The sequence below is a fragment of the Paenibacillus shunpengii genome (genome assembly GCF_042684905.1).
Classification (GTDB): Bacteria; Bacillota; Bacilli; order Paenibacillales; family Paenibacillaceae; genus Paenibacillus; species Paenibacillus shunpengii.
In genome coordinates, this window is the sequence record NZ_JBHUMJ010000002.1 from 359,849 (window position 1) to 372,801 (window position 12,953).

The 12,953-nt window shown below is 48.1% G+C and carries 10 protein-coding genes and 1 riboswitch; of the genes, 6 read left to right on the forward strand and 4 right to left on the reverse strand.

Annotation, left to right across the window (positions count from 1 at the left end):
- The first annotated feature begins 452 nt into the window (after positions 1–452).
- Positions 453–1,073 (forward strand): histidine phosphatase family protein, encoded by a 621-nt coding sequence (locus tag ACFSVM_RS01560; RefSeq protein WP_379260027.1) that lies wholly within the window; start codon positions 453–455, stop codon positions 1,071–1,073.
- Positions 1,074–1,088: 15 nt separating this feature from the next.
- On the opposite strand, the gene ACFSVM_RS01565 is transcribed toward ACFSVM_RS01560, so the two are convergent.
- Positions 1,089–1,865 (reverse strand): DUF817 domain-containing protein, encoded by a 777-nt coding sequence (locus ACFSVM_RS01565; protein ID WP_076312218.1) that lies wholly within the window; start codon positions 1,863–1,865, stop codon positions 1,089–1,091.
- Between the two features lie 180 nt (positions 1,866–2,045).
- Positions 2,046–3,248: an MFS transporter gene (locus ACFSVM_RS01570; protein ID WP_379262835.1), complete on the reverse strand. Its 1,203-nt coding sequence runs from the start codon at positions 3,246–3,248 to the stop codon at positions 2,046–2,048.
- 151 nt (positions 3,249–3,399) lie between these two features.
- On the opposite strand from ACFSVM_RS01570, the gene ACFSVM_RS01575 reads away from it, so the two are divergent.
- Positions 3,400–3,987 carry a TetR/AcrR family transcriptional regulator gene (locus ACFSVM_RS01575; protein WP_076312216.1) on the forward strand — a complete coding sequence of 196 codons (588 nt, stop codon included), beginning with the start codon at positions 3,400–3,402 and terminating at the stop codon, positions 3,985–3,987.
- Between the two features lie 248 nt (positions 3,988–4,235).
- The gene (locus tag ACFSVM_RS01580) at positions 4,236–7,532 is read left to right on the forward strand and encodes a DEAD/DEAH box helicase (RefSeq protein ID WP_379260030.1); all 3,297 of its coding nucleotides are present in this window, start codon (positions 4,236–4,238) and stop codon (positions 7,530–7,532) included.
- A gap of 84 nt (positions 7,533–7,616) precedes the next feature.
- Here the strand turns inward: ACFSVM_RS01580 and ACFSVM_RS01585 are convergent, their stop codons facing one another.
- Together ACFSVM_RS01585 and ACFSVM_RS01590 are read right to left on the reverse strand one after the other, a co-directional pair.
- On the reverse strand, positions 7,617–7,853 hold the full coding sequence (locus tag ACFSVM_RS01585) for a DUF896 domain-containing protein (protein ID WP_076312214.1): 237 nt from the start codon (positions 7,851–7,853) through the stop codon (positions 7,617–7,619).
- Positions 7,854–7,950: 97 nt separating this feature from the next.
- On the reverse strand, positions 7,951–8,601 hold the full coding sequence (locus tag ACFSVM_RS01590; protein WP_090726330.1) for a LysE family translocator: 651 nt from the start codon (positions 8,599–8,601) through the stop codon (positions 7,951–7,953).
- Between the two features lie 121 nt (positions 8,602–8,722).
- A riboswitch (TPP riboswitch) is annotated at positions 8,723–8,845 on the forward strand.
- Positions 8,846–8,999: 154 nt separating this feature from the next.
- On the opposite strand from ACFSVM_RS01590, the gene ACFSVM_RS01595 reads away from it, so the two are divergent.
- From ACFSVM_RS01595 to ACFSVM_RS01605, 3 genes are read left to right on the forward strand one after another with little or no spacing between them, the layout of a single operon-like run.
- The gene (locus tag ACFSVM_RS01595; protein WP_090726328.1) at positions 9,000–9,608 is read left to right on the forward strand and encodes a YkoF family thiamine/hydroxymethylpyrimidine-binding protein; all 609 of its coding nucleotides are present in this window, start codon (positions 9,000–9,002) and stop codon (positions 9,606–9,608) included.
- 3 nt (positions 9,609–9,611) lie between these two features.
- The gene (locus ACFSVM_RS01600) at positions 9,612–10,190 is read left to right on the forward strand and encodes an ECF transporter S component (RefSeq protein ID WP_379260033.1); all 579 of its coding nucleotides are present in this window, start codon (positions 9,612–9,614) and stop codon (positions 10,188–10,190) included.
- Positions 10,190–12,901 carry an energy-coupling factor transporter ATPase gene (locus ACFSVM_RS01605; protein WP_379260035.1) on the forward strand — a complete coding sequence of 904 codons (2,712 nt, stop codon included), beginning with the start codon at positions 10,190–10,192 and terminating at the stop codon, positions 12,899–12,901. Before ACFSVM_RS01600 ends, ACFSVM_RS01605 begins: the two co-directional genes overlap by 1 nt.
- Positions 12,902–12,953: the final 52 nt, after the last annotated feature.

Below are 12,953 nucleotides of genomic sequence, written 5' to 3' on the forward strand. Positions count from 1 at the left end.
ACACCTCAATCTCATATAAGCTGCTGAAAAGATAAGATAGTAAAAACTACGCCATAAGCAAGAAGAAAAATCCCCCTAAATTTCACATTAACCAGATCAGTTTCGCCATGTTCATCGACAAATCTATTGAATGGCCAAGAATTAGGTTTTCTTAAGGCTCGAATTCCCATGACAAGTGCCAGAATGCCAATAAGGAAAAAACATATAAAGAAAAACAAGTTGATCACTCCTTTCTATTCAAAACGTATGAAATGAGGAAAAGTTAAAATTCCTATATGTAAAAAGTTTGGAGGCCATATGAACAATAAAGAGTTTGAAGCGGTATTCAAATTACCTGCGAACAAGCGAATATAAGTTAATTTCTTCCATATGTGTTAGTATAGTTGGTGTTCAATTTTAGCTTGCTTGAAAGAATAACTAACCTAACCACGTTGAAATTAGGGGGAAGAGCAATGGCTATCTATTTTGTAAGGCATGGTGCCGATGATGAAGGATATCGTGGGGGCTGGAGTCAAAGAGGTCTGAATATTGAAGGCTATAGGCAATCAGAGAAACTGGGCAGGTATTTCAAAGATAATGAGAGCACTCATCCAATCCACCGGATTGTCAGTAGTGACTTGCAAAGGGCATTGGATACGGCGAATGAACTGGCTAAGGATCTGCATTTGTCCGTCGAAAGAAGCAGGGATTGGAGAGAAATGAATAACGGAGTTATTGCCGGAATGCCTCATGAAATCGTCAACGAACGATATCCAGGGCTGTATTTTTCGAGCTTAAAAATGGATGAGAGGTATCCTGGCGGTGAGAGCCCAATGGAATTTCACATGCGAATTCAAGAGACCTTCAATTCCTTATGCGAAGAACAATCCAAGCAGCATACGGAGAACATTCTTGTGGTAACTCATGGCGGGGTTATTAATATCGTATATCATATCTTGAAAGACTTGGAATGGACGAATAAGAATAATAAGTTCCCGGCTTCCTATACAGGCATTCATAAATTGGAGAATATCAATGGCCAATGGCAAACAACAATTGAAAATGATACGGAGCACTTAACGGAGCGGGATTAGACCCTGCTCCGTTTTTTATGATTTTCTTATGTTCCGATTTGCTTTTACATATTTCAGCTGAGCCACAATGATGACGCTGATAATCACAAGGAGAAACCAGGAGCTGATCTTGCTGAAGCTCACAAGCTGCCAGGTGTCATGCTGATCAGGGTACTTCCATCCATTGAAGAACGTTGCAATATTTTCCGCTGTCCAGATGAAGAAGCCCACAATAAGGAAGGCAACCGTCAAAGGCATTCGGTAGGTTTTAGCCCGTACCCGATAGATGATCCATGTCTTCCAGAACACAATGAACACAAGCAGAGTCAGCCACCAGCGAAAGTCGGGGATGAAATGATGTGTGAAGAAATTAAGATATATGGCTCCCCCTAGCAGCATCGACGACAGCGTTCCCGGCCATCCTGTCATGTCCATTCGCAGTCTCCGCCATATTTGACACATAAAGCTGGCTACACTTGCATACATGAATCCACTGTAGAGAGGAACACCGAAGATCTTCGTATATCCAGGCTCGGGATAGGACCACGATCCCATCCATACCTTATACAGCTCCAGTACTAAGCCAATGACGTGAAATACACAGATGACCTTGATCTCGTCCATCGTTTCCAGTCCGCTGCGGTACATGAAAAATTGCACAGCGAGCAATATCAATAGAATGGCGTCGTACCGGTAGAGGAAAGGAATCTCAATAACACTGGTTATGGCCAGCGTTGCAAAGATCGCGACAGGGAAGATACAGCTCATCGCCTGATGATATCCAAAATGGAGCAGCTGTACAATCGATTTCAAGTAATGTTGCCTCCTTTCCTTCCATAATCAGATGAGTAGGATGCATTCAGATGAATGTAGTCATCGGGGCTTTCTCTTATCTTTAATTCATCATACAGGTGTTATATGCTTGGAAAAATAGAAACTTGGTTAATTAGAGTTTCTTGTTTTTAAATGCAGATTCGTGAATCGATGATGGAATCAACGCTTATGTTGCTGTTTATATTCTGTCAGGAAATAAAGGAATGCAAACAACGGTAACAGAACACCAAGCCACGCACTCCATATCCAGCCGCCGAATGCATAGGTTAGACCGCCAAGGAATGAACCGGCTGCCCCGCCAATGAAGAAGATAGCCATGAATATTCCGTTCAATCTCCCACTTGCTTCATTTCCGAGAGAGTATATGATCCTTTGGCTGACAACCAGGTTGCCGGACACAGCCATATCCAGTGTGATGGCTGAGATGAATAGCAGCACGAGTGCGACGTAAGAATGATCATGGAGCAAGGCAATGAGTAGAAAGGAACCCGTTGCGGTTAAGAGTGCTGTGAGAGTCAGGTTCTTAGTTAGCCCTTTATCGGCTAATCTTCCAGCAAGAGGAGCGGCTATTGCTCCTGCAACACCGACCAAGGCAAATAAAGCAATACCGCCTTGTGTAAATCCGAAGTCATTTGCGAGTCTGAGAGGGACGACGGTCCAGAAGAGACTGAAAGCTCCAAATAAGCAGGCTTGATAGAATGCGCGCCGTCTTAATATCGGATACTTTCTGAATAATTGAATTAACGAGGCGACAAGGCTGAGATAGGTTAATTTATTTTCTGGTTTTCTGCGGGGTAAAGAACGCGAGAGCCAAATGGTCAATAGAGTCATGAGCACAGCAGACAGAACATAAATCATCCGCCATCCCCAGATGTCTGTAATGAAGCTTGCGACAGGCCGGGCCAGCATGATCCCGAGTAAAAGCCCACTCATGACGTTGCCTACCACACGGCCGCGTTCTTGTTCACTGGACAAGTGTGCTGCAAGAGGGACAAGAATTTGTGCAACGACGGAACCCGTTCCGATGAAAAAGGTTGCTGTCAAAAACAAAGGGGATTGCTTAGAAACGGCTGCTACGATGAGTGCAACGACTACAATAGAGAGAACAGAGATCATAAGACGGCGGTTCTCAAGCTTGTCGCTTAGAGGAACAATGAATAACAGCCCGGCCACATAGCCTATTTGGGTTAAAGTTACGATGAGTCCAGCAGCTTCAGTGGATAGGCCCAGTTCTGTACTGATGGGACCTACAAGAGTTTGAGAATAGTATAGATTAGCGACAATCAGACCGCATGCGGCTGCGAAAAGAATCATCATCGCAGTAGAAAGCTTGCTTTGTTTGGTAATAACGTCCTCATTCATCATCATTCTCTCCTTTAACATGCTTAGATTAAGTAAACGCATCGTTCACTTAATCGTTGAACAAAATATATACTGAACGCAGCGTTTTGTAAATACCCAATTTTTCATTTATACTGGAACAAAGAACAAAGGATTGAACGGGGGGATTGGATTGGCGAAGAAGGGACGCCCAAGAGATGTGACGATTGAGCATTCCATATTGACTGCGGCTTATGATCTGCTGCTTGAAAGTGGATTTGAAGAGGTAACGATTGAAAAAATCGCTGAGAAAGCAGGAGTGAGTAAAGTCACCATATACAAATGGTGGCCTAATAAAGCTGCTGTTGCTGCGGATAGTTTTTTTAAGGGAGCGGCTAGCAGACTGCCTGTACCGGATACAGGATCGGTTAAGGAAGATATATTAATTCATGCGATGAACCTATTATTATATATGGCGGGCAAGGAAGGAAAAGTGATCTCTGAGCTGATTGGGCATGGACAGGGGAATTCAACACTGAGCGAAGTATTTAGGCAATACTATGTTAAGCCTCGACGCGCGGAAGCCGCAGGAATATTGAGGAAGGGGATCGAACGCGGTGAGCTGAGTGCAGAGCTGGATGTAGATTCTAGTATTGATCTGCTTTACGGTCCGATATTTTACCGTCTGTTAGTTACAGGAGAGCCGTTAGCTGAGGACAAGGTAAGACCCATTGTGTTAGCAGCGTTCGAGGGTATGAAATATTTAGTTGGCAGGGCATAAATTTAATTCAATTCAATATACAGGATGTTGCCGGGCAGAAGCTGTTAAAGTACTTTATGAACAAAGTTATGGGAGCAATCACTCTATCCTCGAAAGCACTAGACTATGGCTTGTCATTGTCCGGTGCTTTTTTTGCTGTACATCAAATTTAGGAAGAGACTTATGAAGTGAAACTGTCGCGCATTAATGGTATCATTGCAGTTACAAGAATTGAAACGTGAAGGCCAGAAGGAAGGTAACAAAGCGACATGACGACAATGCTGAATCGGAAGAAAATTAAACTGCTGTGCGGCAAGAAGTTCTATGAACGTGGTGAGGAATACTATAATGCGGGCATGGTAGGTATTACGCTATCGGACGCATCGGCTGGCAATTTTCAGGCGGTAGTTAAAGGCGGCGGCAAAAATAAATATGATGTCTCGATCCATATGAATGCCGGAGGCGATGTGGAAGCGCAGTGCACTTGCCCTGCCTACACCAATTACAATTATTATTGCAAGCATATTGCGGCTGTCCTTCTTCAGATCAGCGAGATGCAGCAGGAGGGGCGGATTGAAGTGAAGTCATACCCTTCGTTGCTTCATCCCGAGACCGTCGTTCCAGAGGGACGTTTAACCCCGCGCTTCCACAGAGAAGCGAGTGAGGAGCAGCTTATAGAGGATGTGCTTGCCCTCTTCAGCAGCACGAGCCGAGTGAGTCCGGCAGCCAAATATATTATGGAGACAAGGGAGCCTCTTCGCATAGAGTACTTGATCAGGCCTGTTCCTTACGGTTTGAATAAGCAGATGATCGGGCTGGAGATGAAGCTTGGAGCGAAGCGCTTGTATATCGTTCAGCAGATGAAGCAGTTTCTTAGCCGGATGCAGCATGGGGGATCGTATGTCTTCTCGAAAAATTTTACTTATAACCCCGAAGCTCATTATTTCAGACCTCATGACGAAGCGGTGTTGAAAGAGCTCATCCAATTGGAGCGTCAGGAGGAGATGTATCACGAATCGATTAACTCTTATCCCGGACGTGGCAGAAATCAGGACAGGCTGCTGCTGATACCTCCGCTGGCATGGGAGCGAATCGCGCCCCTCCTTCAGAAAGTACCAGAGGCATATACGCAGCAGGAGGAGCAGATCTTCAGCGGCGTATCCTGTACAGACAGCCTGCTGCCCCTGGATTTTGAATTTACGAAGACGGACACAGGCGCAGGCTATGAGCTGACGGCTATGGGGATTCGCGATGTACTGATCCTGCCGGAATATCGGATGGCGTTAAAGAACGGTATTTTCTACAAAATGTCGGAGGAATCCGTCAGCCAGATCGCGGGATTACAGGAGAAGCTCTCACGTGTTCATATTCCCAAGCTCACGATACCTGCCAAGCAGATGAGCCCTTATATGGAGAAGGTCGTTCCGGGTCTGATGCGGCTCGGGCGAGTGCACCTGGCAGAGGAAGTGTCCAGCCATATGATTCAGGTGCCGCTGAAAGCAAGGCTGTATCTGGATCGCGTTCGGGACAAGCTGCTGGCGAGTCTCGAGTTCCAGTACGGAGATGTCGTGATCAATCCGCTGGAGGAGAAGGCAAGGCTCCCAGAGAACAAGATCATTATTCGGGATAAGCCGCAAGAGGAACAAATTATCCGGCTCATGCAAACGAGTGATTTTACCCAGACGGAATCCGGATATTACCTGGAGAATGAGGATGCGGAATTTGATTTTCTGTATTACACGATGCCTCAGCTTGAGCAGCTGCTGGATGTGTATGCCACTTCAGCGGTGAAGGTAAGGGTAATGTCCGAGCCGATTGCTCCAAAGATTCATATGGATATGGATGAGCGTACCGACTGGATGGAATTTAAATTCGATATTAACGGGATACCCGTGAATGAAATCAAGCATGTGATCGAGAGCGTGGAAGCCAAAAGAAGATACCATAAGCTGTCGAATGGGGCGCTCATGCCCTTGTCAGCACCTGCCTTTCAAGAGATAGTGAGACTCATGAACGATATGGGCTTTCGCAAGGGAGAGATCGAGAACGGAATCATGAAGCTTCCGGTCGCTGCAGGACTCCGTGTGATGGACAGAGATCTGGGAGACCAAGTACAGTTTGGCAGCAGACTGAAGGAATTCATGGAGAATCTCGTCCATCCTGAACATATGGATTTCCCTGTTCCTGCCAGGCTGGCTCCTATTCTGCGAGACTATCAGAAGCAGGGATATCAATGGATGAAGACGTTAGCCTCCTACCGGTTTGGCGGTATTCTGGCAGACGATATGGGACTCGGCAAAACACTGCAGAGCATCACCTACATCGTGTCTGAGCTTCAATCCATTCGAGAGCATAAGCAGCCTGTGATGATCGCAGCGCCTGCCTCTCTTATTTACAATTGGAAGAATGAGCTTGAGAAATTTGCGCCAGAGCTCACGACCGTCATCGTAGACGGAAGCAAGACGGAGCGGCTGAAGCTCATCCGCGAGCACACGGCAACGGATGTACTTATCACATCTTATCCGCTTCTGCGTATGGATGCGGAAATGTATGGAGAACGGCATTTCCATGCTTTTATTATGGATGAAGCGCAGGCGTTCAAGAATTATGCAACACAGACCGCACATGCGGTAAAAGCGATAAATGCGAGACACCGGTTTGCACTTACCGGGACACCAATCGAGAACAGCCTTGAAGAACTGTGGTCCATCTTTGACGTTGTATTTCCGGAGCTGTTCAAGGGGCGAAAAGCCTTCAACGAGTTATCAAGAGAAGCTATTGCCCGTAGAATTCGTCCATTCCTGCTGCGCAGAGTCAAGGCCGATGTTCTTGCGGAGCTGCCGGAGAAGATCGAGTCCTTGCACACTTCCGAGCTGCTGACCGAGCAGAAGAAGCTCTATGTTGCCTTTTTGGCCAAGCTGCGTGCTGAGACCGTGAAGCATCTGAGCGAGAAGCAGTTCGACAAGAATCGAATCAAGATTCTGGCCGGCTTGACCCGGCTAAGACAGCTGTGCTGCCATCCAGGGCTGTTCGTGGAGGGCTATCAGGGCAGCTCAGCGAAATTTGAGCAGCTGATGGAGCTCATCGAAGAAAGCCGGAGTGCAGGCAAAAGGGTGCTGCTCTTCTCTCAATTTACTGAAATGCTGGGCATCATCGGCAGAGAGCTCGGAGCTCAGGGTATTCCGTTCTTTTATCTGGATGGACAGACACCAGGCCAAGAGCGTGTTGAAATGTGCCAGCGCTTTAACGAAGGGGAGAAGGATTTCTTCCTTATATCGCTCAAGGCCGGCGGTACGGGACTTAACTTGACGGGGGCTGATACTGTCATTTTGTATGATCTGTGGTGGAATCCTGCGGTAGAGGACCAGGCAGCGAGCCGGGCACACCGGATGGGACAGAAGAATGTGGTTCAGGTTATCCGGCTGGTGAGCCGCGGAACCGTAGAGGACAAAATGTACGAGCTTCAGCAGCGCAAGAAAAATCTCATTGAAGAAGTGATTCAGCCTGGACAGGAATCCTCATCCGCCTTAAGTGAGGAAGAAATCCGCGAAATACTAGCGATCTAGCATGGATAATCCTGCATAAAAGAAAAGGATAGAATCGGCACATACCCGCTGTTGAACGGGTACTCGATTCTATCCTTTTTTACTTTAGTTCAGCTTGGATTTATCCTGTTGCTGCTCGAGCTTGAGCTTCTCTGGTGTAACGTCGTCTCCATTCGGATCTACAATGGTCAGTCCGGATATGGTGGACAATACCTGTCCGCGGATGGCCTTCAAATATTCCTCACGAAGTGCCTTCTGTTCGGTGATTTCCTCCGGTGTAAGGCCTTCCTTCTTCTGTTTACGACTCAGCTCATTGATTCTATTTAATGAAGGGATCTCCATGGTATCAGCCTTCCTTTCAAGCTACATTGTATCCTGACAGTTTACTGTATGATACGGCTTATTGCAACCCGAAGGGTAGAAGATAGGCTGTTATCTGCTACTCTACAGCTTTGGTTCTGAGCAGCGTAATACTCATTGCAATAAATATGAACCCTGTAGCTTTGTTAAGGATCGTCTTCATCTTGACGTTATTTCTCAGTTTACCCGTTGCTGTGGACGAGAAGGCGGCGATCAGGATGCTCCAGATTCCTCCGGTCAAGCAATATGTAAGACCAAGCACTACAAAAGGCAGTGGCGAAGCATCGCTGCCCGGGGCAATAAATTGCGGCATAAATGCGAGAAAAAACATGGCGACTTTAGGATTGGTTACATTCGTGAAGAGGCCTTGCGTAAATATTTTGGAATTCGATAACTCGGAAGGCATATCTGCAGGTCCACCATGAGACTTAGCCTTAGGCGATGCCTTGTCGATCAGCATTCGAATGCCGAGATACGCTAGATAAATTGCACCTATAACCTTGATGACATTGAACAGAACAGCAGAGCTCATCAAGATCACGGATAAACCGAACGCAGCAAGCAGTGTATGCACAACGCCCCCCGCGGTAATGCCAAGCGCCGAAACAATGCCCGCCCGCTTCCCCTGAGCCACACTTCTGCCAAGAACATACATCGTATCAGGCCCTGGCGTAATATTGAGCAGGATGGACGAGATCAGAAATACTTCGAAGTTAATAATACCCAGCATGTGGAGCCCTCCTTTGTTGTAAATATCATAATTCATGTTTAACAATTTGTGTAGACAATCGAGTCTTTACAAAACAGGAGAAAGCAGTATAATGGGTTACGATTGGAACAGCATAATCGAAATACAGCACTAGGGGTGCCTTAACTGGCTGAGAGACCAATACGTCGATGATATGAACGATGGCGGTTAACCCTTTACACCCGATCTAGATCATACTAGCGTGGGGAAGTGCGGGGATATGAAATGATATAGGCCCGGAACCGGCATCTGATCTGGACATAAGCTTCAGTTCAGACGAAACCATATTCTGGGCATCACATTTTATTGAGCTGCACTCACTTAGGGGTGCAGCTCTTTTTTGTGTTGTTTCAACAATTCAAACTTGAGGAGATGGAGAAATGAGTACAGAAGTATGTGGAACAAGTCGGATTGTGGGCTGTCGTTTTTCACTGTATCCGATGAGTGATCGATTTGTTGATATTATTCTGGGTGCAATCCAAGAGGCGGATACCTCCAAGGTATGGACAGAGACCGGTGATGTAAGTACCTGCGTACGCGGCAGGCTTGAGCATGTTTTTGATGTTATGAAGGCGATTTATCTGCATGCAGCCAAGACAGGCGAGCACGTAGTGTTCAGCGGCACCTTCTCTATTGGCTGTCCGGGTGATTCGGCGGGTGATGTGTACATGTCAGAAGATGCCGTTCGGATGAATGAAGATATGATCTCCTCCATCCGTATCGAAGGAGCAGCGGAATATGCCTTATATGCTCTCGGAGAGCCGGAATACATGAAGAAGATTGCGAACGTCGTTGATATTGCGAAGAAGGATGGCAGCTACGGCGGAGGTATTCATTACGCTACACGCTTAGAAGGGGATGTACATACCATTTTTAAGACACTGGAGCAGTCCTTTGAAGTGACGCAGGAATCGGTGTCCCATGTCGTAATGACCGTAACGCTGTCCTGCAACAGTCCTTCTAATAAGAAGCAAGGGGAGGCGGAATAACGTATGGGAGCCTGGAAGCTGCGTGACATTATCGTATTAAGCTCATTGTCCGTTGTTTTTGCCGTCATTTATCTCGTGTTCTTACAGATTGGAAACCTGCTCACCGGTGTCATGGGACCGATGGGTTATGAGGTGATCTTCGGAATCTGGTTCATTGTCTCGATTATTGCTGCGTACATTATTCGCAAGCCAGGGGCGGCCTTTCTGTCCGAAACCATTGCAGGCATTATTGAAGTACTGATTGGAAACACGACGGGTCCCATTCTTATCGTATCGGCGATGATTCAAGGTCTTGGAGCAGAAATGGTCTTTGCAGCGGTTCGTTATCGTAAGTATTCGCTGTCCGTCTTGATGCTATCAGGAATAGGGGCGGCCGTGTTCAGCTTTGCCTGGGGCTACTCCCGATCCGGCTTTGCTGCATTATCACCCGAATTTGTAATCGCAATGCTGGTGGTTCGGATCATCAGCGGAGCAATTCTGGCCGGTCTGCTCGGAAAATGGATTGCAGATGCGCTGGTTCGTACGGGTGTGCTGCGGAGCTTCCCGGTTGCCAGAGCAGCAGCCCGGTCACACAAAGCATAATGGTACTCCAAACACATAAAGATCAGCCGGCTGATGAGACATTTAAATCTTCTGCTGCCATTGAAGTGAGAGATTTGACTCTTCAGTATGAGGAAGAAGCTCCGCTTGTATTAAATAGGATCACATTCGACTTGATTCCAGGTGAGATGCTGCTGCTCCTGGGACCTAGCGGGAGCGGTAAGAGCTCGCTCGCGCTGTGTCTGAACGGAATTTATCCGCAAGAGATCGAGAGTCTGGTCACGGGAAACGTCAGGATATGGGGCAGGCCGATGGTAGAGCAGAGTGCAGCATTGCATGCGCAAGCTGTAGGGATTGTCTTTCAAGATGTCGACAGCCAGTTCTGTATGCTGACAGTGGAAGAAGAGGTTGCCTTCTGCTTGGAAAATGTGGAATGTCCACAAGAGAGGATCCGCAGCCGAATGGATGAAGCGCTTGAGATGGTTGACCTGCTGCCGTACAGAACGGCTCAGATTCACACTCTCTCCGGCGGCATGAAGCAGCGTCTGGCGATTGCCTGTGCACTCGCGCTTCGCCCCGGCATCCTTGTGCTGGATGAGCCGACGGCCAATCTTGACCCGGTGGCTACTCGTAATCTGGCTCAGCTCATCTCATCACTTCGCAAGAAGCATGGAATAACGGTGCTCCTAATCGAGCATCAGCTGGATGCCTGGATGGCAGACATCGATCGTATTGCGCTAATGGACCACGAAGGGCAGATATGCCGAATGGATGAACCGGGCATGTTTTTTTCCATGTATCACGCTGAACTGGAGCGAATGGGAATATGGGTGCCTGGTCCAGTGACCCTGCAGCGGCAGCTAAGTGAATGTGTACCGGGATCGACTGAATTTCTTCCACTCACCGCTGAGGAGCTCATCAATTACTGGATATCACGTTCTGCACTTGAGCAAGGGCAGGTTAGTCACTACTTGCGGGAGAGGGCTGAGCAATCTCTGTATTCTAGAGGAGAGGAGGAGAGACGTGCTCCTGTGCTGGAGGCACATGGAATGACATTCTATCGACACGATCGGCCTGTCATTCAGGATGTCTCTCTGCGTGTAAGAGCAGGTGAATTCATCGCCATAACCGGACCGAACGGAGCAGGGAAATCTACGCTGGCCGGGCTTCTGTCCGGATTGCTCACACCTAAGGAGGGACGGGTGCTTGCTGGCGGAGAGGATATGAGCCTGCTGCCGGAGTCTGTCATTCGCAAGCGCGTCGGCCTCGTCTTTCAGCATCCCGAGCATCAGTTCGTTACGGATAAAGTGAGCGAGGAACTTGCATTTGGACTGCGCCTGCAGGGCAAGTCCGAAGAAGAGGTTCAGCTGAGGACAGCAGAGCTTCTAGCCGAGTTCCGGCTGTCCCACCTTGCAAATTACAGTCCCTATGCACTGAGTCAAGGCCAGAAACGAAGGCTCAGCGTAGCAGCGATGCTTGTGGAAGAACAGCTGGTGCTTATATGTGATGAGCCCACTTATGGACAGGATGCCTATGCATCTCTAAGGCTGCTTGAAGCATTGAAGGCCAGAGTCCGGCAAGGGCTTACGGTCATTATGATTACACATGATATGGAATGGGTCCGCGCTTACGCTACCCGTGTGATTGTAGTGATGGATGGAAAGATAGAGCTGAATGACAGACCTTCAGCACTGTGGCACTGGCCTGAGGAGCGACTTGCCGAGGCGAAGCTGGTGCTGCCGCTTGAGGTACAGCTGGCAAGAGCGTTAGACACGGACACTAGCATCCGAACGGAGAAGTTCCCGAATACAGCTGAAGCCCCTGTCCATCATTCAAGTGTGAACGAAGCACTTACAAGTTCAGACGAACCACTTACAAGGACAAACGAAGCAAACGCAAGCACACTCGAAGCTGGAAGTGCAGTGAAATCAGCCGGGAGTGCTTCCGATCCTGCTCAGCGCGGCGGCTGGAATCTCCATCATATGAATCCAAGTATCAAGGCTCTAGCCGTCACCCTTGGCGTCGTTCTGTTGTCCTTCGCCTTTGATCCCGTCACGCAGCTAAGCGCCTTAATGGTAACGATACTGCTTACGGCATGCTTTGGTCAGGTATCCTGGCGCAGATGGGTGCTGCTGTTTGCACCATTCTTGATCATGGCCCTCGGCTATGTATGGACAGCGATTGTCTTTCCCAGAGAGAGCATCGTTATGAATGATGAAGTATGGATCAGGATCGGCGGATTTGAGGCGGGACGAGAAACGGTGCTTACCGCTCTGTCTCTCGGGCTTCGTACGCTCACCTTCTCTGCGCTTTCACTCCTGTTCATTCTTACGACAGATCCGGTGAAGCTGATGTTTAGCCTGATGCAGCAGTGCAGGCTGTCTCCGAAGCTGGCTTACGGGATTATGGCGGGATATCGCTTCTTGCCGCTGTTCCGGGAAGAGCTGGCGACCATGCAGCAGGCTCACCGTATGCGAGGGATTCAGCGGGAGAAGGGTATTCGCTTTATTCTTCACGCGTTCAAGAGGTACTCGATTCCGCTGCTGGCCAGCAGTATCCGCAAATCCGAGCGAGTAGCCGTTGCCATGGTATCCAGAGGATTCACGGGGAAACGCCATCGTGATTTTTATTTGAAGCTTCAGGTTAGGTGGCAGGATTGGACTTTTCTATGCGTATTGCTCGCTGCAATCTCTATATGTTTTATTCTCGCTGATCAGCTTGGTTATTTGGAGTGGTATGGAGGACAGCTGTAAGTGGATCAACATGCGAAATAGGAGAATACATGACATTTGTCATACTCATGAG